Below are 24,914 nucleotides of genomic sequence, written 5' to 3'. Positions count from 1 at the left end.
AAGTGGACTACCACCATTTCTGCGGTTTTGCCACAAACCCGGCTCGGGCCTCCAGCGCATAAGCGGTGTTCAGCAAATCACCCTCTTCCCATGGGCGGCCAATCAGCTGCAGGCCCAGGGGCAGCCCTTGGGCATCTGTCCCCGCGGGGACAGCGATGCCCGGCAGGCCCGCCATGTTGACTGTGACAGTGAAAACATCGTTCAGATACATCTGCACAGGATCATCCGACACCTCGCCCAAACCAAAGGCCGCCGACGGCGTCGCAGGGGTCAGGATCGCGTCGATCCCTTGGGCGAACACATCCTCGAAATCCTTCTTGATCAGGGTCCGCACCTTGCGCGCGCGGTTGTAATAGGCGTCATAGAAGCCTGCCGACAGCACGTAAGTGCCTATCATCACACGGCGTTTCACCTCGTCACCAAACCCTTCCGCACGGGTCTTCTCATACATCTCGGTGATGCCATCGCCCTGGTCCAGCTTGGCACGATGCCCATAGCGCACCCCGTCATAACGGGCGAGGTTCGAGGACGCCTCGGCCGGGGCAATCACATAGTAGGCAGGCAGCGCATACTTTGTGTGGGGCAGCGAGATATCAATAATCTCCGCCCCAGCATCGGCCAGCATCTCGCGACCCTGCGTCCACAGCGTCTCGATCTCTTCGGGCATCCCGTCCATGCGGTATTCCGCCGGTATGCCAATCTTCTTGCCCTTGATGTCGCCGGTCAGCATCGCTTCGAAATTCGGCACCGGCAGATCTGCGCTGGTCGAATCCTTTGGGTCATGGCTGCACATGGCCTCCAGCATGATGGCCGCATCACGCACCGACTTGGTCATCGGCCCCGCCTGATCGAGGGACGAGGCAAAGGCCACCACCCCCCAGCGTGAACACCGCCCATAGGTCGGTTTGATGCCCGTGATGCCAGTAAGGGCAGCAGGCTGGCGGATGGATCCGCCCGTGTCCGTACCGGTCGCAGCAAGGCACAGGTCGGCTGCCACGGCGCTGGCCGACCCACCCGACGACCCACCGGGGGTCAAGGCTGCATCATCATTGCCGCGACGCCACGGATTCACCGCGTTGCCATAAACGGACGTCTCGTTGGACGAGCCCATGGCAAACTCGTCCATGTTCAGCTTGCCCAGCATCACCGCACCCGCATCCAACAGGTTGCCGCTTACAGTGCTTTCGTACTCAGGCAGGAACCCTTCCAGAATGCGCGACCCGGCCTGGCTCGGCACACCTTTGGTGCAGAACAAGTCCTTGATGCCAATGGGCAACCCGCACATATCCGGCGCATCGCCCGCCTTGATCCGCACGTCCGCCGCCTTGGCCTGATCCCGCGCAATCTCGGGCGTGTTGTGGACAAAGGCGTTCAGCGCACCCGCGCCGTCGATCTCGGTCAGGCATGCCTCGGTCAACTCGACAGACGTTACATCGCCGTTGCGCAGCGCGTCACGGGCTTCGGCCAGCCCCAGCTTGTTCAATTCAGCCATTACTCAACCACCTTCGGCACAGCAAAGAACCCCTCACGCGCATCAGGCGCGTTGGCCAGCACCTTGTCCTGCTGCCCGCCATCGGTCACCTCGTCCACACGGCGCTTCAGGCGCTGCGGGGTCACGGATGTCATGGGCTCCACGCCCTCCACATCGACCTCGCTCAGCTGCTCGATAAAGCCAAGGATGGTGTTGAATTCGGACGCCAGCGCCGGAAGCTGGTCTTCCTCGACCTTGATCCGGGCCAGTTTCGCCACGCGGGCGGCGGTGCTTTGATCAATGGACATGAAACCCCTCGTGTTCTCGTCTTGTCGGGCAATAGCGAAGGGATGGACCACCTTCAAGCCTTGGCCCTTGCCCCACCGGACCAATCACCTCAGATTTGAACAGGAAGGAGGCCCCATGAAGCTCAAACTACACCATGTGAACCTTGTGACAGACGATGTGGCGCGGATGGACGCGTTCTATCGCGACATCCTCGGGCTGGACCGGGAAACCGACGGCCTGCCCACGCTGGAAAAGAAAAAGGGATATGCGGGCGACGTTGCCTTTGTCACCGACGGGGCCATCCAGACGCATCTTGCGCAAAAGGATCCGCTGGCGGGGTTCCGGTCAGGGCAGATGGTCAACCCGGTCAGCCACGGCCACATCGCCTACCGCACCGACGATCTCGCGGCGTTCAAGGCGCATCTAGACGCACAGGGCATTCCCTATGCCGATTGGGGCCATCAAGCCGTGGAAGGCTGGGACCAGATCTTTTTCTATGACCCGGACGGCAACGTCATCGAAGTGCATCAGGTGTCGGACACGACTTGATTGCGTCCAGCTATGGACGACACGTAACGGCGGTACACCTCGATCATCCAGCCCAACATGATCCCGTTCAGGATATGCCACAGGAAATGGGTGCCCAGCGGGATCTGAGCACATAGCATTTCATCCACAGACCGTGCCGTCAGGGACAGGAACAGGATCACAGCGCCGATGACAAAACCCCGCGCCAAGACCGGGGCACGCCGCCACAACAATACGGCGTAGATCAGGATCAGCACCGGAACAGGGATGTATCCCGCCGACACGCCCAGCACAGGCAACCCCTGGAACACCGGCACGGTCAGCGCGGCATAGGGGATGAACGCCGCCGTGGCCGCTCCGGCCACCCAAGGCCGCATCCCCCAGACATCCCGGTTCACGGCAAACAGATAGACCAGAATGAACACACCGATCGGCGCCACATCTGCAATCGCCGCCCAGACCTGCGCATGGGTGTGAAACAGGTAACTGCCGATCCCGATCAGGCCCAGAACAACCGACAAAGCCCGGGCCATCGGCACACCCGCACTGCGCCGCCACATCCAAAGCGCCGCAATGACAAAGGCCGCATTGGTCACCGCGTTCACCGGTTCAGCCCAATACCCCGGACCCAACCGCTCGCAATACCCGTCGATCTCACGCAACAATTCCATGACCCGTCACCTACGATGCCCCGCCAGCAGGTCAAGAGACAAAGCAGGAGAGCACGGCAATTGGTTATGCCTCATAATCAATGCCCGCGTTCTTGAAACGGTGTGGCCGTTCAAGGCACCGTGCGTTGCGTTAACCCTACCCCTACCGCACGTTGGGGGTGTACAGGGGGTGTACGGATGCTGCACGCAGGGTGACACCCTGCCATACGTCCTTAACCTCCATGAATACCGGGTAAACCCCGGCGCGAATCGGCCCCATCTTCCCTGTTTCAAAAAAATCCCCGCCGGAGGCTCCCGCACTCTCAATTCGGCGCTAAACTCGCCCCAAAGGGAGGACACGTTATGAACATCATCTGGCTTGGCCACGGCAGCTTCCGGATCGAGATTGGGGATCAGATCCTGCTGATCGACCCATGGTTCAACGGCAACCCCATGCTGACCGAAGACCAACATGAGGCTGCCATCGACGGCGCAACCCATATCCTCGTGACACATGGCCATTTCGATCATACGGCAGATATCGTCGGGATCAGTCAGAAGACGGGCGCGCCGGTGTCAGCGGTCTACGAGTTGGGCAAGCTGCTCTTTGCCCAGGGTGCGATCGAAGGGCACGCCTTTGGCCGTGGCGGAACAATCAGTATCGGAGATGTCACGGCAACCCTCGTTCCGGCATCGCACTCCTCCTCCATCGGCACGGACGACACCATGCGGTATGCGGGCCAGGAATGCGGGTTCATCCTGCGCGGAGAAGGCAAGACCATCTACGTCTCGGGTGACACCGACATCCACGCCGACATGAGCTGGATCGGGGACTACCACAAACCCGATATCGGCATCCTGTCTGCGGGCGGATACTTCACCATGGACATGGCCGGGGCCGCCTATGCCGCGCGCAAATACTTCCACTTCGACACTGTAATTCCCTGTCACTACAAGACTTTCCCACTTCTCGAACAATCCGCAGAGGTGCTGCGCAACGGCCTGCCGGGTGTGAAGGTAATCGAACCCGAGGTGATGCAGCCCATCACACTCTGAGCCGGAAAACACCTAGCGGCGCATTGCAAAGAAGTCCTTCAGCAAGGCTTCGGCCTCCGGCGCTCCGATGCCGTCATAGACCTCGGGTGCATGGTGCGCCTGCGGATGTGAGAACACCCGCGCACCATGGGCGACCCCACCCGACTTGGGATCAGAAGCCGCATAATACACACGCCCTATCCGCGCCGCAGCAATGGCCGCCGCACACATCGCACAGGGCTCAAGCGTGACATACAGGTCATAGCCCACCAGACGCTCTGACCCTGCTTCAGCGCAGGCCGCGCGGATGGCCAGTATCTCAGCATGCGCAGTTGGGTCCGACATTTCACGCGTCCGGTTCCCAGCCCGCGCCAAGACCTGTCCCCGCGGGGACACCACGACGGCGCCCACGGGCACCTCGCCCCGCGCACCTGCCGCGCGCGCCTCCTCCAGCGCCTGATCCATGAACGACCGAAACTCCATGCCTTCCCCTGCCACGCCGCTTGCCCCGCGCGCAACCCACCGCTATGGCCTGCCCATGACCCAAGACACCCCCAAAGGCGATCGCATCGCCAAGGTTCTGGCCCGCGCGGGCATTGCCAGCCGCCGTGGCGCGGAAGAGATCATCACTGCCGGACGCGTCAGCGTAAACGGCAACCGCATCGATAGCCCGGCCCTGAATGTCACGCCTTCCGACAAGATCACCGTGGACGGCAAGCCGCTGAGCGCGCCCGAGCCCGAGCGGCTGTGGCTCTACCACAAACCTGCGGGCCTCGTGACCACCACGAAAGACGAACAGGGCCGCAAGACCATCTTTGACGCCCTGCCCGAGGACATGCCCCGGGTGATGAGTGTCGGTCGGCTCGACCTCAATTCCGAAGGCCTCTTGCTGCTGACCAATGACGGCGGGATCAAGCGCAAGCTGGAACTGCCCTCAACCGGTTGGATGCGCCGCTACCGCGTGCGGGTGAATGGCCGTCCCACCGACCCGCAGCTTGAACCACTGCGCAAGGGCATCACGGTTGACGGCGAACGCTTTCAGCCCATGCAGGTGACGCTCGACCGGCAACAAGGCGCCAATGCATGGCTGACCGTGGGCCTGCGCGAAGGCAAGAATCGCGAGATTCGCCGTGCCATGGACAGCATTGGCCTTGCCGTGAACCGCCTGATCAGGGTCAGCTATGGCCCGTTCCAGTTGGGCGAACTGAAACAAGGGACTGTCGAAGAAGTGCGCCGCCGGGTGATGCGCGACCAATTGGGCATGGAACCGGAACCGGCCGCGCAACCGGCCAAACCACGCGGCAAACCGCGCCGGACACGCAAGCCGCGGTAGACGTCCACCATTTGCCGCTCCCCATTTGTGACGCGAGACTCAAATAATTCCCCTTGCGCCTGTCATTTGCGCGTCACACCCCTGTTGCAATGATGGACATGCGCGCGCCCCTAGTGCTGCATCCGCAAACCGGCTATATGTCTCATAGCCAACAGGGACTTACGGGATGGAGCCAACCGCTTTTCAAAAGATCGCATTCGCGGTTCTGATCGCGCTGATGTTCGGCGTGACAACAGGCTTGCTTGGGGGGCTTTGACGATATGGCGCAGCGCTATGGCGGCAAATTCAGCCCCGATCCCAAAGACACGCCCACATCCAAAGACCGTCCCGCCTTTGACAAGGCGCGCGTTGACCCCGTCGGTGCCCGCGCGAACCTGATGTTTCTGCCCGCCGTCCCCATGGTTTTCCTGGCTCTGAATGACGGGGCGACCGGGCTGATAACGGCCCTTACCTCTGCCGCCGTGCTGACCGGCGGCGCGTTCATGCTGCGCGAGGGTCTCAAGGCCGAAGCGGCGTATGTCGCCCGCAAGGTGGCGCGCCGCCCTGCCCTGCCCCGCAAAATCCTTGCCGCCCTCCTCGTGGGCCTCGGAATCGCGCTGGCCGCCTACCGGTCGGAGCCAGGGATTGTCGCGCCTGTGCTCTATGGCCTCGCAGCCCTTGGGCTGCATCTGGCGGCTTTCGGCATCGATCCCTTGAAATCAAAGGGTATGGAAGGTGTCGACACCTTCCAGCAAGACCGCGTGGCGCGTGTCGTCGATGGCGCCGAGGAGCTGTTGACCGACATGCGCGATGCGATGAAACGTGCACAGGACCGCAAGATGGAACTGCGCCTTGACCAGTTCCAGACCACCGTTCGCGACCTCATCCAGACGGTCGAGGAAGACCCCCGCGACCTGACCGCCGCCCGCAAGTATCTGGGCGTCTACCTGATCGGCGCACGCGACGCGACGGTCAAGTTTGCCGATATCTACGGCCGCAGCCGCGACACGCAGGCCCGCGTCGACTATGCGGCCCTGCTGGACGATCTCGAGGAAAATTTCGCAGCGCGCACGCGCAAGCTGCTCACCGAGGATCGCACCGACCTCACGATCGAAATCGACGTGCTGCGCGACCGATTGCAGCGCGAAGGCGTGCGCGTGTCGCCCGCCGATGACATATAAAACCAAAGGGGGCATAAATGTCCGAAACAGTTCGTCAAAAAGCCGAAGCCGCACTTGCGCAGGTTGAAGAGGTGACAGCCGTCGTGCTGCCTGAACCGGCCGAGGCCACCGCCATCGTACCGCTGGAACAGGCCGACGCGCCCGTGGGCGCAGAAATCCGCGCCCGTATGGACGAGATCGACATGGAGGACACGCAATCCATCGTGTCCTTCGGGTCCGCCGCCCAAGCCGAGTTGCAGGAAATCAGCCAGGCCATGTTGCAGGACGTCCGCAACAAGGATGTCGGTCCGGCAGGCGACAGCTTGCGCACCATCGTCACCACTATCCGTGGCTTCTCGGTCTCTGAACTGGATGTGCGCCGGGAACGCAGTTTCTGGGAAAAACTGATCGGTCGCGCTGCACCTTTCGCCAAGTTCACTGCCAAGTTCGAAACTGTGCAGGACCAGATCGACCGCATCACTGACGACCTGCTGGCCCATGAACATACGCTCCTGAAGGACATCAAGTCCCTCGACCTGCTCTATGAAAAGACGCTGCAATTCTATGACGAGCTGGCGCTTTACATCGCGGCGGGCGAAGAGAAGATCAAGGAACTGGACGACACGATCATCCCCGCGAAAGAAGCCGATGTGCAGGCCGCAGCCGAGGATGATCAGGTCATGGTAGCACAGGAACTGCGCGACCTGCGCGCCGCCCGAGACGATCTGGAGCGCCGAGTGCATGACCTCAAGCTGACGCGGCAAGTGACGATGCAATCCCTGCCCTCGATCCGGTTGGTGCAGGAAAACGACAAGTCGCTGGTGACCAAGATCAACTCGACCCTCGTCAACACCGTACCGCTGTGGGAAACGCAGCTGGCACAGGCCGTCACGATCCAGCGCAGCGCCGAAGCGGCCGCCGCCGTGCGCGATGCCAACGACCTGACCAACGAATTGCTGACCGCCAACGCGGCCAACCTGCGCGAAAGCAACAAGATGATCCGCAAAGAGATGGAGCGCGGCGTCTTTGACATCGAAGCCGTCAAGCAGGCCAACGCGGACCTGATCGGCACCATCGAAGAGTCGCTGCAGATCGCTGACGAAGGCAAGGCCAAGCGCGCTGCAGCCGAAGAAGAGCTGAAGAAGATGGAAACCGAACTGCGCGACACGCTGGCCTCGGCCAAGGCCCGCAAAGACGGGGTTGGCGACAACGCTGGCACCGCCGTTCCGGGCTGATTTCGCCACGATGGCAGGGGCACAGACCAAAAGCAGGATCAAAGCATGGGGCGGCCTTGTCGCCCTGGGCCTGCTTGCGGCTTGCGATGTGTTCATGCCGGTGGAACCCGTGCTGACGCCCAAGGTGCGGCCAGCCGGTCTGGTGCCCCCGCCGGTACCCGACGTGCAGGCCACATCACAGGAAAGTGCCGCTTTGCGCGCCTACCTCGCACAGGTGCAATCCAGCCAGTTGACGGCTGGATTGCTACGACAGGATGGCGGCGGGCCCGACACGCCCTTTACCTCTGACATGCTGGCCCGCAACTTCGAAGAGATCGTGTTCTTCAACGAATACGCCGGACCCGGCATACGCCCTGGATCGTCCAGCGCCCTGCGCCGCTGGTCTGAGCCCGTGCGCATCGGGATCGAGTTTGGCGCATCAGTGCCACCCAGCCAACGCACGCGCGACACCAATGACGTGATCGCCTATGCACGCAGGCTGTCGCGGGCGACGGGCCACCCGGTGTCGGTCTCCAACAACCCCAACTTCCTCGTGTTCTTCGTCTCGGAAGATGATCGAACCGAGACACTGAACGCACGGGCAACAGACCTGTCGGGTGTGAACCGGATCAACCTTGGCCCAGTGCGTGACCTGCCGACCGACGCCTATTGCGCAGTGGCTGCTTATGCCAGCGGGCCGGAACGGTCGACCTATACGGCTGCGGTCGCCGTGATCCGGTCCGAGAACCCCGATCTGCTGCGCCTGTCCTGCATTCATGAGGAACTTGCTCAAGGGCTGGGCCTCGCCAATGACAGCCCGGACGCGCGCCCCTCGATCTTCAACGACGACGACGAATTTGCGCTGCTCACCGACCACGATGTGCACCTGTTGGGGATGCTCTACGACGACCGCCTGCGCCCCGGCATCGGCCTGACCGAGGCGCGCCCGATCGTGCGCACCCTCGCCCGTGAGGTAACGGAGCCTGGGCTGTGACAATCCGAACCGCTGCCCTTTTCATCCTTCTACCCTTTGCCACCCAAGCGGGCCCGGGCGCTGTGGACTGGATCACGACACATACGCAACAGCCCCTGAAAGAAGCACGGATCGGAAGCTACGATCCGGATGGTCCGATCATCGGAGTGGACAGCCTGACTTACGAACCAAGCTATTCCTGGCCATACATCGATGTGCCCGACGGGCCTGCGGATTTTCACGTCTTTTATGATGACGAAACCGGACGCGTGTCCAAGGCCGCCCTGATTTTTTCGGATGCGGATCCCAGCTGCGGCAAGGATCTGGCAACCATGCCAGTGGACACAGGTACAGGTGCCTTTCTGGATCGCAAGGCCGCCGAAGCACTCGACAGGATCGCAACAGAAACAGGTGACCTCTATGGCGGCTTCATGGAGCCGCAAATCGACGGCACTCACAGCTTTGCCAAATTCCTGAAATTGCCCGGTGGCCATGTTTTTCCGGCCTTTCAGACCGGGTGGGGTGACGGCGGTTATCCAGTGGCCAGCTTGCGCGGATCGGATGGTGCGATGGTTGCGATTTACGCAGATTTCATGGGCAAGGATGCGGATGGCAACTGGTTGCTGCCCACCCCTTGCGCCCCAACAGAGGGCAGCGAATGAGCTGGCCTCGTTTCACCAATCACCCCCTCAAGGCCACGTATCCTTGTGGGCAACACAGGCAGGAGTAATCCAATGGGCATTTTCGACTTCCTCTCCGGCGAATTCATCGACGTCATCCACTGGGTGGACGACAGCCGCGACACCATGGTCTGGCGGTTCGAGCGTGAGGGCCACGAGATCAAGTACGGCGCAAAGCTGACCGTGCGCGAAGGGCAATCGGCGGTCTTTGTCCACGAGGGGCAACTGGCCGATGTGTTCACCCCCGGTCTCTACATGCTTGAGACCAACAACATGCCCATCATGACGACGCTGCAGCACTGGGATCACGGTTTCAAAAGCCCGTTCAAATCCGAGGTGTATTTCGTCAACACAACCCGGTTCAACGATCTGAAATGGGGCACCAAGAACCCGATCATCTGCCGTGATCCTGAATTTGGCCCCGTGCGTTTGCGCGCCTTCGGCACCTATTCGGTCAAGGTGGCTGACCCCGCCCGCTTCCTGGTCGAGATCGTCGGCACCGATGGTGAGTTCACCATGGACGAGATCAGCTTCCAGATCCGCAACATCATCGTGCAGGAAATGTCGCGCAGCCTTGCCAAATCGGGCATTCCGGTGCTCGACATGGCCGCCAACACCCGCGAGCTGGGGCAACTGGTCGCCAAGGAAATCAGCGCACAGATCGCTGAATATGGCCTGACCCTGCCCGAGCTCTACATCGAAAACATCTCGCTCCCCCCGGCGGTCGAAGAGGTGATGGACAAACGGTCCTCCATGGGGGTGATCGGAAATCTGAACGAATACATGCAGTTCCAGGCCGCCGAGGCGTTGGGCCGTGAAGGTGGCGATGCCAGCGGTGCAATGCAGGCCGGTCTTGGGGCGGCGATGGGGATGCAGATGGGCCAGATGGCGTCCAGCGGTCCGTGGGGCGCACGTCAACCTGCGGCAGCCACACCACCCCCTCCGCCGGTCGAACATGTCTGGCACGTGGCCGAAAACGGCGAAACCAAGGGGCCGTTTTCCAAGGCGCAGTTGGGACGCATGGCAGCCGCAGGTGAGCTGAGCCGTGAGACGTATGTCTGGACGGCGGGTCAGGACGGCTGGATGAAAGCCGAGGACGTGACCGAGCTTGCCCAGCTCTTCACCATTCTGCCCCCGCCCCCTCCGCCCGGCGCGTAAGAAACGATCCTAGCCGCGGTCGGCAACGCGCGCTTGATACGAATCAAGTTCGCGGATCAAACCCAGACCGGTTGGGCGGTCGCTGCGACGACAGAATTCGGACCAGATATCGCCAAATGGCAGGTCCTTGAATTCCTCGGTCATGGTCAGCCGCGTCGTGAAGTCGAGCGCGGTCTCTGCCTGACGCAAGCGGTCCATGGGCGTCAACAAAGCCCGCAACAGCGCCTTTTGCATGTTGCGTGTGCCAATGACCCAAGCCGCCGTCCGGCTGATCGTGGCATCAAAGAAATCCAGCCCGATACGCGTCCGACCCAGCAGGTCGGCACTGACCAATTCATGCGCCATGGTCAGGATATCGTCGTTCAGCAGGATCACATGGTCACTATCCCACCGCATTGGGCGCGACACATGCAGCAGGATTTTATCCAGCGACAGTGCCACCGCACTCAGCTTGTCGGCTATGTTCTCGGTCGGATGAAAGTGCCCCATATCAAGGCACAAGAGCGTGCCCTTGCGTATCGCATAGCCCAGATAGAATTCGTGACTGCCCACGGTACAAGCCTCGACCCCGATCCCGAACAGCTTTGATTCCACCGCGTCGCGCATACCTGACAGCGGCTGCGCCAACATCTCATCCAGCGACGTCTCGAGCCGTGCCCGCGCAGCCATGCGATCAACCGGAACATCCTTGTACCCGTCAGGCACCCAGATGTTGTTGATGCACGGTGTCCCAAGAGCCGCGCCAATCTGCGCTGCGATCTCTCGCGTGCGGCGCCCATGTTCGATCCAGAAATCGCGGATACCCTGATCGGGGTGCGAGAGGGTCAGGTTATCGTCCGCCTTCTCATGCGCAAAAAAGGTCGGATTGAAGTCGAGGCCAACCCCCTGCTCCATTGCCCAATCAACCCAGGGCGCGAAATGACGGTATTCAATCGCGTCCCGGTCGGGTGCCTCATCCGTGTCCATATACATGGCATGCAGGTTCAGACGGTGCTTGCCGGGGATCATCGCATAGGCAAATTCCAGATCGGCCCGTAACTCGTCGGGCGTACGCGCGCGACCGGGGTGATTGCCCGTGGCCTGAATGCCGCCACCGGATGTGCCTGTCTTGGGTTCGAACCCAACCACATCATCCCCCTGCCAGCAGTGCATGGAAATCGGGATGGTCGTGAGCTGGCGGATCGCCGCTTCGGTATCAACACCCCACTCGGCAAAGGCGTCCCTTGCGCTGTCGTACCCCATCTGCCCCTCCTACCGCGTGAACGCCTGCACGTTGCCCGCATCCACGTTCAGGATGTTACCCGTGGATTTCGACGACGTATCGCTGGCAAAGAAATAGCACGCCTCGGCAATGTCCTCGGGCAGAACCGAGAGTTTGAGCATGGAGCGTTGCCGGTACATCTTCTCAAGCCCCTCCTTGTCGGTACCATAGGTATCCGCCCGCTGCTCCAACCACTCGCCTTCCCAGATTTTCGAGCCGCGCAATACAGCATCGGGATTGACGACATTGACCCGGATACCGGCCTCCGCCCCTTCCAGCGCAAGACATCGCGCCAGATGGATTTCCGCCGCCTTCGCCGTGCAATAGGCCGAGGCGTTGGGCGACGCGGCCAAGCCATTCTTGGACGCGACAAAGACGATTGAGCCCCCCATGTCCTGCACGCGCATGAGCTTGAACGCTTCACGGCTGACCAGAAAGTAACCGGTGCTCAGGATATCCATGTTCTTGTTCCACAGTGCGAGTGTCGTCTCTTCCACCGGTGCGGATGACGCTATGCCTGCGTTTGATACCAGAATGTCGATACCACCGAATTCCACGGCAGCGTCCGCCATGGCGCGGATCACGGCCGCCTCGTCCGTGACATCCATGATCGTCGCGCGCACCACATCCGCACCGTGGGATTGGACAAGCCGGTCCTTGACCGCCTCCACCCCGTCGGCATTGATATCGGCCAGCATCACGCACGCGCCCGCGCGCAGATACCGCTCAGCCGTGGCTGCCCCAATACCGCCCGCACCGCCGGTGACCAGTGCCACACGTCCCGCCAGCGATTTCGGCTTCGGCATACGCTGCAGTTTGGCCTCTTCCAAAAGCCAGTATTCGATGTCGAACGCTTCCTGCTCAGGCAGACCCTGATAGGTGCTGACCGCCGACGCGCCCCGCATCACGTTGATCGCGTTGATATAAAACTCACCCGAAATGCGGGCCGTGGCCTTGTTGTTGGCAAAGGTGATCATGCCAACCCCGGGGACCAGGTAGACAACCGCATTGGGATCGCGCATGGCCGGACTGTCGGGACGTTTGCACCGGTCATAATAGGCAGAATAGTCATCGCGGTAGGCTGCGATTTGTGCAGGCAGGCCCGCCAACACCTCGTCCACATTCCCCTTTGCCGGATCGAAATCGATCACCAGTGGGCGGATCTTGGTGCGCAGAAAGTGGTCAGGACAGGATGTGCCAAGCGCCGCAAGTGATGGCGTGTCATGTGCGTTGACTAAGTCCAACACGGCATCACTGTCGTCGAAATGCCCAACCATATGCTGATTACCGCTGACGAAACCGCGGATCGCGGGCATCAACTGCGCGGCGACGGCATGGCGTTCCAGCGCGGGCAGACTGTCATGCCACGCGCCACCAAAGGCTTGCACGCCTTGCATCTTTTTGTTCAACCAAGTCGTCGCGACATTGATGATATCAATGGTCGTGTCGTAGCAGGCCCGCGCCGTATCGCCCCAGGTAAAAAGCCCGTGGCTCTCAAGCACAACGCCATCAGCCTCCGGGTTGTCCTTGCAAAACGCCTCAAGCCACAACCCAAGCTCATATCCCGGCCGCTTCCACGGCAGCCAACCAATCCGGTCGCTAAAAATATCCTGCGTCAGCGCCTTCGAATTCTCGGACGCGGCAATCGCAATGATGGCGTCCGCATGTACGTGATCGACATGCGTGCGCGGCACATAGGCGTGCAGCGGCGTGTCGATCGAAGCAGTGCGCGGGTTCAGGCGGAACGTGCAATGGGGCAAGTAGCCAACCATTTCGTCCTCGAAATCAACCCCGCGATATAACGACTTCAAGGCGTGCAGCTTGTCCATATACAGGGTCGCAAAATCGTCGCGCGTCATCGACCCGATGTCACCGCCCGATCCCTTGACCCAAAGAACCTCAACTTCCTGCCCGGTCAGCGGGTCCGTTTCCATGACCTTCGCCGAGGTGTTTCCGCCGCCGTAATTCGTCACGCGCTTGTCTGCGCCAAGGATATTCGACCGATACAGCAGCAGCTCGGATTCGCTCAGCCCCGCCGCCGCATTGTTGTCCCAACGGTTTTCAAGCAGCTGATCTTCGAAGGTTTTCAGCACGACATCCTCCCGGTTCTGCGGCCTGCAGGCAGATCACCACCCATAGCGTGTGTGATCAGGTTGCGACAGTATGTCAATCATTTTCAATCATTATCAATCTCAAAATGCACATTAATGACTGCTATTGATTGTTTGTGATTGACAGAATCTTCGAATCTGCACAGGCTTTGTCAACGGGAGGCATCATGCACGAAAAAGAACGGCATAGGATCATTCTGTCCGCAGTGCAGGACAGGCCCGTCGCAACGGTTGTTGAACTCTGTAACCTGACGGGCGCGTCCGAGGCGACCATCCGCCGGGACATCGCCACGCTTCACATTCAACAGAAGCTGCGACGCGTGCGCGGCGGCGCCGAGGCGATCAATCCGCCACAGTTTGTCGGGCTGGCCGGGCGCACCTTTGCCGTCAACGAAACCATGCGGACCTCGGAAAAGCAGGCCATTGCCCGGGCGGCGGTGGACCTGTGCGAAGACGGCGATTCCATCATTATTAATGGCGGCACGACCACCTTTCAGATGGTGCACCCGCTCGCGACGCGCCGCTGTCAGGTGTTCACCAACTCGTTTCCGATTGCCGAACATCTGCTAAAGCATTCGAAAAACACGATCATGCTGTCCGGCGGAACGATCTACCGCGAGCAAAACATCATCCTGTCCCCCTTCGACAATGATGTGACGCGCAATTTCTATGCCAAGCGGATGTTCATGGGTGCGCAGGGGCTTGGTCCGCTTGGCCTGATGGAAGCCGACCCGCTGCTGATCCAGGCGGAACAGAAACTGATTGGGCAAGCGGACGAGTTGGTCGTGCTTGCCGACAGCTCGAAATTTGAACGGCGGTCAAGCCTCGTGCTCTGTCCGCTCAACCGCATCACCACGGTCATTACGGACGAAGGCATCTCGGACAAGGCGGCAGCCATGCTGGACGCTGCGGACGTGACGTTGGTCGTCGCCCAACCGGGCAACGGTCAGGAGGAGGTCTCTTAATCGGCCTCGTGCAAAAGACAATTTGGGAGGATTGAAATGAAACGTAGGACATTTACGTCGCTGGTTGCGGGCCTGAGCTTGGGCGCAAGCCTGTTGGGCACAAGCGCCATGGCGCAAGACAACATGCGTATTGCTTTGGTGGTCAAAGCGCTTGGCATTGGGTTCTTCGAAGCCGCTGCCGAAGGCGCGGAAGAGGCCGCAACCGAACTCGGCAATGTCGAGATCATCTATACCGGCCCCACCGACACAACGGCCGAAGGCCAGATTGAGGTGATCAATTCCCTGATCGCGCAAGGCGTCGATGCCATCGCGATCTCAGCCAATGACCCCGATGCACTTGTGCCCGCCCTCAAACGCGCCATGCAGCGCGGGATCACCGTGATCTCTTGGGACTCCGGTGTGGCCGAGGACGGGCGGCAGATGCATCTCAACCCGTCATCGAACGCCCTGATCGGCAACATGATCATCAAGCTGGCCGCCGATCACCTGCCCGATGGCGGTGAAGTGGCTGTGCTGTCAGCCTCTGCCACGGCAACGAACCAAAACATCTGGATCGAAGAGATGACCAAGGTGATGGGCAACTATCCCGGCATCAACGTGGTGAGCACTGTCTACGGCGACGACCTGGCCGACAAATCCTATCGCGAGGCGCAGGGCCTGATGCAGTCCCACCCCGATCTGGATGCCATCATCGCACCCACAAGCGTCGGGATCGTCGCCGCCGCGCAAGCCGTCGCCGATGCTGGCAAGGCGGGTGAGATCAACGTGACGGGCCTCGGCCTGCCCTCGGAGATGGCGGGCGCCATCGAGTCAGGCGCGTCCAAATCGTTCGCGATCTGGAACCCGATCGACCTGGGCTACTCGGCCACGATGATCGCCCACGCGCTTGCCACCGAAGCGGCAACCGCCGAACCGGGGTCCGAGATCCCAATGGGGCGCATGGGATCGGTCACGCTGGACGACACAAACGCGGCCGCCATGGCGGATCCGTTTGTCTATGACGCCTCGAATATCGACCAGTTCAAGTCGATCTTCTGATACTCCCCCTGGTCCCGGCCCGGTGCAGCACGCATCGCGCCGGGGCATTTTCCGGCGGACCCCAGACCCGATGCTGATGCAATCAGAAACCGATCTTTCCGGTCCATCGAAGGGCAACGCCATTCCGGTCATCGCACTTGAGGGCGTGACCAAGCTGTTTCCCGGTGTCAAAGCCCTGTCCGACGTATCGTTGCGCCTCTATCCGGGGCAAGTGACGGCCCTCGTTGGCGAAAACGGCGCGGGCAAATCCACGGTGGTCAAGATCCTGACGGGCATCTATCAGCCCGATGGGGGCAGCATCACGCTGGATGGCACGGCCATCGCCTTTCCAACACCGCAGGCCGCCGGGGCGGCAGGCGTCACCGCCATCCACCAGGAAACTGTCCTGTTTGACGAATTGTCGGTGGCCGAAAACATCTTTCTCGGCCATGCGCCGCGCGGCCGGTTCGGCCTGATCGACACCGCCGCCATGATGGATCAGGCGGCGGATATCCTGCGCGGCATCGGCGCTGCAATTGATCCGACGCACAAGCTCAAGGATCTGGGCATCGCCAACAAGCACCTTGTGGCCATCGCACGCGCCCTGTCCATCGACGCCCGTGTGGTGATCATGGACGAACCCACCGCCGCCCTTAGCCAGAACGAGATCGAAGAACTCTACGCCCTTGTCGAAACGCTCAAGGCGCAGGGCAAGGCGATCCTCTTCATCAGCCACAAATTCGATGAGATTTTCCGCATCGCAGATCGCTACACGGTCTTCCGCGACGGTGAGCTGGTTGGAGACGGCATGATCAGCGCTGTCACCGAAGCCGAACTGGTCAAGATGATGGTGGGCCGGGATGTCAGCCAGATCTTCCCGACCCGGACACCGAATATCGGAGACGAGGTTCTCGCGGTCAAAGGATACGCGCACCCGACTGAATTCGCTGACATAACCTTCACCCTGCATCGCGGTGAAATTCTTGGGTTTTACGGCCTTGTCGGGGCCGGGCGGTCCGAGTTCATGCAGGCGCTGTTCGGGATCACCCGCCGCTCTGGCGGAACTACAACAATCGACGGTACGACCATCGACATCCGCTCACCCGCTGATGCGGTCGCAAACGGCATCGTCTACGTCCCCGAGGATCGCGGCAGGCAAGGCACCATCGGTGCGCTGCCCATTTTTCAGAACGTCACCCTTCCCTCTTTGGGCCGTACATCCCACTCCGGATTTCTGCGCCTTGCCGAAGAGTTCAAACTGGCGCGCGACTACACCGAACGGCTCGACCTGCGCGCGGCCTCCCTCGACACGCCCGTGGGCAACCTGTCGGGCGGCAACCAGCAAAAGGTCGTGATCGCCAAATGGCTCGCCACCCAGCCCAAGGTCATCATTCTGGACGAACCGACCAAGGGCATCGACATCGGATCGAAGGCGGCGGTGCACGCCTTCATGGCTGAACTGGCCGCTCAAGGGCTTGCCGTCATCATGGTCAGTTCCGAAATCCCCGAAGTCCTTGGTATGTCGGATCGCGTGATCGTCATGCGCGAGGGTCGGATGGCCGCAGAGCTCGACGCCGATGATATGACCCCCGAAACGCTGGTGCGCCACGCGGCCGGGATCAAAGAGGCGCCGCCATGCTGAAACGTCTACTCATGTCGCGCGAAGCGCTCTTGGCCGGGGCCATCCTTCTGTTGCTCGCGGTCATCTCCACACGGTTCCCCGCCTTCGTGACACCGCAGAACCTGGGCAACGTGTTCAACGACACATCCCCGCTGATCCTGCTGGCCATCGGGCAAATGATCGTCATCCTGACAAAATGCATCGACCTCAGCGTAGCGGCCAATCTGGCTTTGACGGGGATGTTTGTGGCCATGCTCAACGTGGCCATGCCCGGCCTGCCCGTCCCGATCATCATCACCATCGCCATTTCACTGGGGGCAGTCTTGGGCATGGTGAACGGCATCCTTGTCTGGAAACTCGCCATTCCACCCATCGTCGTCACGCTGGGGACAATGACGATTTTCCGTGGTCTGATCTTCGTGATTTCCGACGGGAAATGGGTGAACAGTCACGAGATCGGCGACGGGTTCAAAGCCTTCACCCGCGCCACATTCCTCGGCCTGCCGACCATGAGCTGGATCGCCATCCTCGCCGTTCTCCTGTTTTCGATTGTGATGGCACGCACGACGCTGGGCCGGGCATTCCATGCCGCTGGGGGCAATCCCCATGCCGCGACCTATGCAGGCATCGACGTTGGGCGGACGCAGTTCTGGGCCTTCACCATCTCGGGCGCTCTTGCCGGGCTGACCGGCTATCTCTGGGTGTCCCGCTACGCGGTGGCCTATGTCGATCTTGCAGGCGGATTTGAACTGGACGTTGTCGCCGCCTGCGTGATCGGTGGCGTTGCAATTATGGGCGGGATCGGCACCGTGATGGGGGCCATGCTGGGGGCACTGTTCCTCGGGGTCATCAAGAACGCGCTGCCCGTCGTTGATATCTCGCCCTTCTGGCAGCTCGCCATCTCGGGTGGCGCGATCATCATCGCGGTGGCGCTCAATGCGCAGGCCAACCGGGAAAAGGGGCGCATCATCCTGAAACGCGCCGAACACGCCACATGACCGACAGAACACGTTTCATACCGGACCGGCTGCAATCGCCGCTCGAACGGCACCTGAAAAGCTGGGAAAGCCTGCTGATCCTTGTGGCCGTCGCGGTGTTCATCGCCAACAGCTTTGCCTCCCCCTATTTCCTCAACGCCTGGAACCTCAGCGACGCGACCTTCAACTTCACCGAAAAGGCGATGATCGCCCTTGCCATGGCGCTGCTGATCATCTCGGGCGAGATTGATCTGAGCGTTGCATCCATCATCGCGCTCGCCTCGACCGCCATGGGAGCGGCCGTGCAGTTCGGGGTGGATACGCCGGGTCTTGTGCTGATCGGGCTGGGGGTCGGGCTGATCTGCGGGGCCTTCAACGGTTTCCTAGTGACGGTGATGGGCCTGCCCTCCATCGTTGTGACCATCGGCACGATGAGCCTGTTTCGCGGCATCAGCTATATCATGTTGGGCGATCAGGCCTATCGCGGCTATCCACCCGATTTTGCCTTTTTCGGGCAGGGCTACGTGTTCTGGGTGATCTCTTTTGAATTTGTGCTGTTCGCCATCCTCGCCGTGATCCACGCCATCCTGCTGCACAAGACGAATTTCGGGCGGGCCGTCTATGCCATCGGCAACAACCCAACCGGCGCGCTGTTTTCCGGTATTCGCGTGGCCCGCGTGAAATTCATCCTGTTCCTACTGGCCGGTCTGATGGCCGGCATCGCCGCAATCTGCCTGACCTCCCGGCTTGGCTCGACCCGTCCCTCCATCGCCTTCGGGTGGGAGCTTGAGATTGTCACCATGGTGGTCTTGGGCGGCGTCAGCATCCTTGGCGGTTCAGGTTCCATCCTCGGCGTGGTGATCGCAGCCTTTGTCATGGGATTGGTGACCTTTGGTCTGGGTCTGCTGAACGTGCCGGGTATCGTGATGTCCATCGTGATCGGCGCGCTCCTGATCTCGGTCATCGCGCTGCCACGGCTCTGGCAGACATGGAGAGGGTGAATGGAGAAATACGCCTTCAGAATGCGCCTGAACACCGGTTGTCGGGATGAATACATCAAGCGACATGACGAGATCTGGCCGGAACTTGTCACCCTGCTGAAACAGGCAGGCATCTCGGATTATTCGATCCATCTGGATGAAGAAACGAACTGCCTTTTCGGCGTGCTCTGGCGCAGGGATGATCACCGAATGGATGCCCTGCCTACCCATGACATCATGCAACGATGGTGGGCGCATATGGCCGATATCATGGACACCCATCCCGACAACGCGCCGGTCGCAGTGCCCCTGACGCCCATGTTTCATATGCCATGACCCGCACCCACGTCGCCGTCATCGACATCGGCAAGACCAACGCTAAGCTGGCCCTTGTCGATCTGGACACATTGACAGAACTGGCCGTGGTCACCCGCCCAAACACGGTGATCCCCGGACCGCCCTGGCCGCATTTCGACGTGGACGGACATTGGGGTTTCCTGCTGGACGCGCTTGCCCGGTTTCACGCGACGCACCGCGTTGACGCGATTTCGATAACGACCCACGGCGCGTCCATCGCCCTGATCGGACAGGACGGCGGGCTCGCTGCCCCGATCCTCGACTACGAACATACCGGCCCGGACGCCCTGAACGAGGCGTATAATGCAATTCGTCCCCCCTTCGCAGAAACCGGCACCCCAAGGCTCAGCGGTGGTCTGAACATCGGCGCACAACTGTTCTGGCAGTTCGATACAGATCCCGGACTGAAGGCAAGGACACGCCACATCGTGACCTATCCACAGTATTGGGGCTATCGGCTGACAGGCATTGCCGCAACGGATGTCACGTCACTTGGGTGCCACACCGACCTATGGAACCCGTTCAAAGGACAGCCATCATCCCTGGTCGCAAGGCTTGGGATCGAACGGCAGCTCGCCCCCACCCGCAAACCAAACGCGGTGCTTGGGCCCATTCTGCCTTCCATCGCACAACGGACCGACCTGCCGCAAGACACCCCAGTCTATTGCGGCATCCACGATTCCAACGCCTCGCTTCTTGCACATCTGGTGGCACGCACCCCACCGTTCAACGTTGTGTCAACCGGTACATGGGTGATCTGCATGACCATCGGCGGGGACACGGTCACACTCGACCCCACCAAGGACACGCTGGTCAACGTGAACGCCCTTGGTGACCCTGTGCCGTCGGCCCGGTTCATGGGGGGGCGCGAACACGACATCCTGATGCAAGGCAACAGCGTTGAGCCGGATGACACAGACATCGCGACCGCACTCAACGAAGGCCCCATGCTGCTGCCTGCCATCGTCTCCGACACCGGCCCGTTCCAGGGCATGTCGGCCCGCTGGGTCGGCACAGAGCCTGCGCCCGGAACAGGCCTGCGCAGCGCCTGTGTCAGCTTCTACCTGGCACTGATCACCTCCCACTGCCTGACACTGACCGGACACCAAGGGCCGGTGTTCGTGGAAGGACCGTTCGCAAGAAACACAAGCTACCTGAAAATGCTGACCTCGGCGACCGGAACGACCGTGCAAGCCATGACCAGCATCACCGGCACTAGCGAAGGGGCGGCCTTGCTGGCCCGCATGACGGACAGCCCGACCGAAGCGTTGCAGGAAGAACCAACCATTTCCGCCTCCAAAGACCACGCTGCCTACGGGCGCAGATGGTCCGACCTAGTCGGCGGGCACTAGGTCCGGAACACAGGCCCCACGCCCAAAGACCCCACATCAACTTTCACGGAGAGAACGCCGCTTGCATGTAGCGTTCCTGATCCGGCAGCATTACGCTGGCCGTGAAACACCGAACGGTCGATGGCGCAGCCCACGCACCGTTCCACTTGAAGGAACAGACATGCGCCGAAAGGCCACGATTGCGCTTCACTGGCTCACCTTGGTGCTGCTGATCCTGCTGGTGGCGGGCGGGCCAATCCCCGTCGTGGCATGGGCCTTTGCCCTGTCCGGTCTGGCCATGTGCCTGCTGGCCGTGGCGCAGGGAGTGATGAACGGTCCAGGCCCAAAACTCGAAGGGGCCCTGCGCCGCGCACATCCATGGCTCAGCCGCGCCATGTACGCCGCCCTTGGCGTCGTGGCTGCGCTCACCGCGTGGTCGCAACTGGGCGGCACATGGTCAGGTCCATCCCTGCCCAACCTCTATTTCTACCTCATGTCGGCCTCTGCCCTGCACGCCATCTTTCACCTCTGGCGGCACACGGCGCTTGGCGATGGGGCCTTGCGCCGGATGACACCAACTTCAATGCACAAACTGCTATGACCGATCTTCACGACCTGGGCGGCCCCGCCGGACTCGCCGACCACCGCTTTCCCTGTGACAATTGCGGCGCGGACTTCCGCTTTGATCCCGGCGCGGGGCAGCTGGTCTGCGACCATTGCGGCAACACTGCACATATGGACAGCAACGCCCCCCGAACAATCGCGCCCATTGCCGAACTGGACTACCGTGCCGCCCTGAACGCCGACCTGCCCGCGGCAGAGATTGAGGAAACGCGCGTCTCGAAATGCCCCAACTGCGCGGCACAGGTCGAATTCAACGCCGACATCCACGCCACCGAATGCCCGTTCTGCGCCACGCCGGTGGTGACGGACACCGGCGCACACCGGCATATCAAACCACGCGGCGTTCTGCCCTTTGCCATGACCGAAGCGCAGGCGCGCAAGGCCATGACCGACTGGCTGGGTGGGCTGTGGTTTGCCCCGAACGGGCTGCAGAACTATGCCCGCAAGGGCCGCGCGATGCAGGGCATCTACGTGCCCTACTGGACCTTCGACGCCGACACGCGCAGCGCCTATACAGGCGAACGCGGCACCGTCTATCACGAGACCAAAACCGTGATGCGGGACGGCAAGCGCCAACAGGTGCGCGTGACCAAGGTGCGCTGGCGGCGCACACGGGGCAAGGTTGCCCGCTTCTTCGACGACGTGCTTGTGCTGGCGTCCAAATCGCTGCCCAAACGGTTCACCGACGCGCTTGAGCCATGGGACCTGAGCGCGCTTGAACCCTATGCGCCCGAATTCCTGGCCGGGTTCCGCGCGGAAGGCTACGCCATTGAGTTGGAAGAAGGGTTTGAAGAGGCACTCGCGCGGATGGACCGGGTGATCGCCCGGGATGTGAAGTTTGACATTGGGGGCGACCGCCAACGCATCCATTCCATCGACACGAAACTGGGAGCCGTGACCTTTAAGCATATCCTGCTGCCCGTCTGGCTCGCCGCGTACAAGTACCGCGGCGAAACCTACCGCTTCGTCGTCAACGGGCGCACGGGGCGCGTGCAGGGTGAAAGGCCATGGTCCGCGGGCAAGATCGCCGTCGCGGTGATCGTGGGCCTGATCGTGGCCGCAGCCATCGGCGCAATTGTGGCTCTTCAACAATGACCCAATACGACACCCTGAACGACATTCTGTCGGACCGCTTTTCGTGCCGCGGCTTTCTGATGGACCCTGTCCCGCAAGACACAGTTGCCCGGATCATCTCTGCCGCGCAAAAGGTGCCAAGCTGGTGCAACGCGCAACCCTGGCAGCTGATCGTCACGTCAGGCGCCGAAACAGACCGGTTCCGCGATGCGCTCTATGCAACCGCCAGCACAACCGCCCCGGCCCCCGACATGCCGTGGCCCGAAGGATACCCGAACATCTATGGCGACCGCCGCCGCGCCTGTGGCTTCCAGCTTTATGATGCGGTCGGGATCGAAAAGGGGGACCGCGCCGCCTCTACCAAACAGATGATGGAAAACTACCGGCTGTTCGGCGCGCCGCATGTCGCCATTGTGACCAGCCCCAAGGTGCTCGGCCCCTATGGCGCCATGGACACGGGCGGCTTCGTCACAGCCTTTTGCCTTGCCGCGCAGGCCTTGGGCATTGCCACGATCCCGCAAGCGGCGATTGCCGCACAGGCCCCCTTTGTCCGCAGCCATTTCGACATTCCCGAAGATCGCCAGATCCTCTGCGCCATCTCCTTCGGCTATGCCGATCAGAACCACCCGGCCAACAGCTTCCGCACAGACCGTGCGGACGTGGCTGACGTCATGGAGTGGAAGGAATGAGGGCGCTTCTGCAACGTGTGTCCGAAGCCTCCGTCACCGTGGACGGCGAAACGGTTGGCAGGTGCGGCCCAGGTCTCCTGATCCTTGTCTGCGCGATGCCGGGCGACACCTATGACACGGCCAAGGCGCTTGCGGCCAAAGTGTCCAAACTACGCCTGTTCAAGGACGAGGCAGGCAAGATGAACCTGTCGATCCTCCAATCAGGGGGCAGTGCCCTTGTGGTCAGCCAGTTCACGCTGGCCGCCGACACGTCACGCGGCAACCGCCCCGGGTTCTCGGGCGCGGCGAAACCGGATGAGGCGGAAACGCTCTACCTGCAATTTGCCCACGCGCTGCGTGACCTTGGGGTCGAAACGGAAACGGGGCAGTTCGGCGCAGATATGTCCGTGGGTTTAACAAATGACGGGCCCGTGACAATTTGGCTGGACACTAAGGCTGGTTAGCTTGAAATCGTCCGCGGTGCGGGACAGAGCGCTATTTCACCGCGTTCACTCGAAGGTCTGCTCCGGCAGAATTCGCAATTGCGGCAAGGCAATATCTCCTAGTTCCAATGGGGGTTCTGCCATTCCATGATCAGTTGGCAGGGAGCGTTGTTGTAGGCGGCTTCCTTTGGGTCCGCCGGTTGCAGAACTGCTGGCTCATCGAAGTATCTGAGCGTCATGCCTCGCTCCAATAGCTGGGTCATGTAGAAGGACAGCGGCCGATGCCAGTTAGTGACGGCGATACCTTTCCACTCTACGACTAAAGAGTGAGGCTCTAAAAAGCGGTGCATGACGAATTCACGGCTGCCGTCAGGCAAGATGCGTCAACCACCACCCTTGATGTCACCGGCGGTTGCGAAACCTGTCAGGTTTGCAATCTGAAACTGCCCACTAAGGCGTAAGACACGGACAACCTCGTCGAGCGCGGTTTCGATGCCCTAGATGTCCAGAAGGCTGAGATAACTCACAACCAAGTCGAAGGTATCTGCGTCGAAACGCAATGCCTCTGCGGCATCCTGCGATACGATTGACCAGCAACACCGGGGTTTGGTTGCGGGAGCCCATGGCGGATTGCAGGATTAGTTGTGGAAACATCAAACTTATCTGCCATTCATGCGCTCGGCCCAGCTTTGAACAAGGATCATCGGCCAGACACGACCGCTGAATCCGAAGCACACGTGGACAATTCGGGTTCGACTTGAGCTAGCCGACAATCATCGCGATCTGGCGCTGTTCAAAGTGGCAATCGACAGCAAGCTCCGAGCCAGTGATTTGGTCATACAAGAATGGACAGCATGGTCCGGTATCTCGGTGCTGAGCTTGGTGTGACGTTACCTGATGCGTGTCCTTGCTATTGATCGAGAAGAGAAGGCCCACATTTGTAACTTCGATGGCCGATACGGAGCGTATTGCAACCCAAATGCCGGCAAAGGATGTCTTAGCAACCGCTTAACAGT

The 24,914-nt window shown here is 61.0% G+C and carries 25 protein-coding genes and 1 pseudogene; 20 read left to right on the top strand and 6 right to left on the bottom strand.

Annotated features, from left to right (window positions below; translation table 11 throughout):
- Nucleotides 1–7: 7 nt before the first annotated feature.
- Together gatA and gatC are read right to left on the bottom strand one after the other, a co-directional pair.
- The gene (gene gatA, locus Q1A51_RS05950) at nt 8–1,492 is read right to left on the bottom strand and encodes an Asp-tRNA(Asn)/Glu-tRNA(Gln) amidotransferase subunit GatA (protein ID WP_299598796.1); all 1,485 of its coding nucleotides are present in this window, start codon (nt 1,490–1,492) and stop codon (nt 8–10) included.
- Nucleotides 1,492–1,779, bottom strand: a complete 288-nt coding sequence (gene gatC / locus Q1A51_RS05945) for an Asp-tRNA(Asn)/Glu-tRNA(Gln) amidotransferase subunit GatC (protein ID WP_189369072.1) — start codon at nt 1,777–1,779, stop codon at nt 1,492–1,494. Before gatC ends, gatA begins: the two co-directional genes overlap by 1 nt.
- 115 nt (nt 1,780–1,894) lie before the next feature.
- Here gatC and Q1A51_RS05940 point away from each other — a divergent pair, with 115 nt between their 5' ends.
- Nucleotides 1,895–2,308 carry a VOC family protein gene (locus Q1A51_RS05940; protein WP_299598799.1) on the top strand — a complete coding sequence of 138 codons (414 nt, stop codon included), beginning with the start codon at nt 1,895–1,897 and terminating at the stop codon, nt 2,306–2,308.
- On the opposite strand, the gene Q1A51_RS05935 is transcribed toward Q1A51_RS05940, so the two are convergent.
- Nucleotides 2,287–2,958: a ceramidase domain-containing protein gene (locus tag Q1A51_RS05935; protein WP_299598802.1), complete on the bottom strand. Its 672-nt coding sequence runs from the start codon at nt 2,956–2,958 to the stop codon at nt 2,287–2,289. The genes Q1A51_RS05940 and Q1A51_RS05935 overlap by 22 nt on opposite strands.
- A gap of 342 nt (nt 2,959–3,300) precedes the next feature.
- Between Q1A51_RS05935 and Q1A51_RS05930 the strand changes: the two genes are divergently transcribed.
- Entirely contained in the window at nt 3,301–3,993 is a 693-nt protein-coding gene (locus tag Q1A51_RS05930; RefSeq protein WP_299598805.1) for a metal-dependent hydrolase, read from the top strand.
- A 12-nt stretch (nt 3,994–4,005) separates the two neighbouring features.
- Here Q1A51_RS05930 and Q1A51_RS05925 read toward each other — a convergent pair whose 3' ends face one another.
- The gene (locus Q1A51_RS05925; protein WP_299598808.1) at nt 4,006–4,455 is read right to left on the bottom strand and encodes a nucleoside deaminase; all 450 of its coding nucleotides are present in this window, start codon (nt 4,453–4,455) and stop codon (nt 4,006–4,008) included.
- Nucleotides 4,456–4,510: 55 nt separating this feature from the next.
- Between Q1A51_RS05925 and Q1A51_RS05920 the strand changes: the two genes are divergently transcribed.
- The 6 genes from Q1A51_RS05920 (at nt 4,511) to Q1A51_RS05895 (ending at nt 10,469) form a co-directional block, all read left to right on the top strand.
- Nucleotides 4,511–5,305 (top strand): pseudouridine synthase, encoded by a 795-nt coding sequence (locus Q1A51_RS05920; protein WP_299598811.1) that lies wholly within the window; start codon nt 4,511–4,513, stop codon nt 5,303–5,305.
- Nucleotides 5,306–5,565: 260 nt separating this feature from the next.
- Nucleotides 5,566–6,465, top strand: coding sequence for a 5-bromo-4-chloroindolyl phosphate hydrolysis family protein (locus tag Q1A51_RS05915; protein WP_299202410.1), 900 nt, complete (start codon nt 5,566–5,568; stop codon nt 6,463–6,465).
- Nucleotides 6,466–6,482: 17 nt separating this feature from the next.
- Nucleotides 6,483–7,679, top strand: coding sequence for a toxic anion resistance protein (locus Q1A51_RS05910; RefSeq protein ID WP_299202408.1), 1,197 nt, complete (start codon nt 6,483–6,485; stop codon nt 7,677–7,679).
- Nucleotides 7,645–8,652 carry a DUF2927 domain-containing protein gene (locus Q1A51_RS05905; protein WP_366869747.1) on the top strand — a complete coding sequence of 336 codons (1,008 nt, stop codon included), beginning with the start codon at nt 7,645–7,647 and terminating at the stop codon, nt 8,650–8,652. Before Q1A51_RS05910 ends, Q1A51_RS05905 begins: the two co-directional genes overlap by 35 nt.
- Nucleotides 8,649–9,293: a DUF4241 domain-containing protein gene (locus Q1A51_RS05900; protein WP_299598816.1), complete on the top strand. Its 645-nt coding sequence runs from the start codon at nt 8,649–8,651 to the stop codon at nt 9,291–9,293. Before Q1A51_RS05905 ends, Q1A51_RS05900 begins: the two co-directional genes overlap by 4 nt.
- 72 nt (nt 9,294–9,365) lie before the next feature.
- Complete coding sequence (locus Q1A51_RS05895; RefSeq protein WP_299598819.1) at nt 9,366–10,469, top strand: SPFH domain-containing protein; 1,104 nt, start codon at nt 9,366–9,368, stop codon at nt 10,467–10,469.
- Nucleotides 10,470–10,478: 9 nt separating this feature from the next.
- Here Q1A51_RS05895 and Q1A51_RS05890 read toward each other — a convergent pair whose 3' ends face one another.
- Both Q1A51_RS05890 and Q1A51_RS05885 read right to left on the bottom strand, forming a co-directional pair.
- Complete coding sequence (locus Q1A51_RS05890; protein WP_299598822.1) at nt 10,479–11,711, bottom strand: L-rhamnose isomerase; 1,233 nt, start codon at nt 11,709–11,711, stop codon at nt 10,479–10,481.
- A gap of 9 nt (nt 11,712–11,720) precedes the next feature.
- Nucleotides 11,721–13,823, bottom strand: a complete 2,103-nt coding sequence (locus Q1A51_RS05885; RefSeq protein ID WP_299598825.1) for a bifunctional rhamnulose-1-phosphate aldolase/short-chain dehydrogenase — start codon at nt 13,821–13,823, stop codon at nt 11,721–11,723.
- A 185-nt stretch (nt 13,824–14,008) separates the two neighbouring features.
- Here Q1A51_RS05885 and Q1A51_RS05880 point away from each other — a divergent pair, with 185 nt between their 5' ends.
- The 12 genes and pseudogenes from Q1A51_RS05880 to Q1A51_RS05825 all read left to right on the top strand — a co-directional run.
- Complete coding sequence (locus tag Q1A51_RS05880; protein ID WP_299598828.1) at nt 14,009–14,806, top strand: DeoR/GlpR family DNA-binding transcription regulator; 798 nt, start codon at nt 14,009–14,011, stop codon at nt 14,804–14,806.
- Between the two features lie 36 nt (nt 14,807–14,842).
- On the top strand, nt 14,843–15,844 hold the full coding sequence (gene rhaS / locus Q1A51_RS05875; RefSeq protein WP_299598831.1) for a rhamnose ABC transporter substrate-binding protein: 1,002 nt from the start codon (nt 14,843–14,845) through the stop codon (nt 15,842–15,844).
- Between the two features lie 70 nt (nt 15,845–15,914).
- Nucleotides 15,915–17,465, top strand: a complete 1,551-nt coding sequence (locus tag Q1A51_RS05870) for a sugar ABC transporter ATP-binding protein (protein WP_299598834.1) — start codon at nt 15,915–15,917, stop codon at nt 17,463–17,465.
- On the top strand, nt 17,459–18,442 hold the full coding sequence (locus Q1A51_RS05865) for an ABC transporter permease (protein WP_299598837.1): 984 nt from the start codon (nt 17,459–17,461) through the stop codon (nt 18,440–18,442). The genes Q1A51_RS05870 and Q1A51_RS05865 overlap by 7 nt, the downstream gene beginning before the upstream one ends.
- Nucleotides 18,439–19,422, top strand: a complete 984-nt coding sequence (locus Q1A51_RS05860; RefSeq protein ID WP_299598841.1) for an ABC transporter permease — start codon at nt 18,439–18,441, stop codon at nt 19,420–19,422. Before Q1A51_RS05865 ends, Q1A51_RS05860 begins: the two co-directional genes overlap by 4 nt.
- A complete protein-coding gene (rhaM, locus tag Q1A51_RS05855) occupies nt 19,423–19,737 on the top strand; it encodes an L-rhamnose mutarotase (RefSeq protein ID WP_299598844.1) in 315 nt (104 codons plus the stop codon). It abuts the gene before it with no gap.
- A complete protein-coding gene (locus Q1A51_RS05850) occupies nt 19,734–21,110 on the top strand; it encodes an FGGY-family carbohydrate kinase (protein WP_299598847.1) in 1,377 nt (458 codons plus the stop codon). Before rhaM ends, Q1A51_RS05850 begins: the two co-directional genes overlap by 4 nt.
- Nucleotides 21,111–21,270: 160 nt before the next feature.
- Nucleotides 21,271–21,690, top strand: a complete 420-nt coding sequence (locus Q1A51_RS05845) for a hypothetical protein (protein WP_299598850.1) — start codon at nt 21,271–21,273, stop codon at nt 21,688–21,690.
- Nucleotides 21,687–22,808 carry a TFIIB-type zinc finger domain-containing protein gene (locus Q1A51_RS05840; protein ID WP_299598853.1) on the top strand — a complete coding sequence of 374 codons (1,122 nt, stop codon included), beginning with the start codon at nt 21,687–21,689 and terminating at the stop codon, nt 22,806–22,808. Before Q1A51_RS05845 ends, Q1A51_RS05840 begins: the two co-directional genes overlap by 4 nt.
- Complete coding sequence (locus Q1A51_RS05835) at nt 22,805–23,476, top strand: nitroreductase (RefSeq protein WP_299598856.1); 672 nt, start codon at nt 22,805–22,807, stop codon at nt 23,474–23,476. Before Q1A51_RS05840 ends, Q1A51_RS05835 begins: the two co-directional genes overlap by 4 nt.
- Nucleotides 23,473–23,919, top strand: a complete 447-nt coding sequence (gene dtd, locus Q1A51_RS05830) for a D-aminoacyl-tRNA deacylase (protein WP_299598859.1) — start codon at nt 23,473–23,475, stop codon at nt 23,917–23,919. Before Q1A51_RS05835 ends, dtd begins: the two co-directional genes overlap by 4 nt.
- 623 nt (nt 23,920–24,542) lie before the next feature.
- Nucleotides 24,543–24,735, top strand: a pseudogene (locus tag Q1A51_RS05825) (integrase); the annotation flags it as partial.
- Nucleotides 24,736–24,914 lie beyond the last annotated feature (179 nt).

This window comes from uncultured Tateyamaria sp. (assembly GCF_947496075.1).
In the GTDB taxonomy this organism is placed as follows: Bacteria; Pseudomonadota; Alphaproteobacteria; order Rhodobacterales; family Rhodobacteraceae; genus Tateyamaria.
This window is presented reverse-complemented; position numbering and strand designations above follow the sequence as displayed.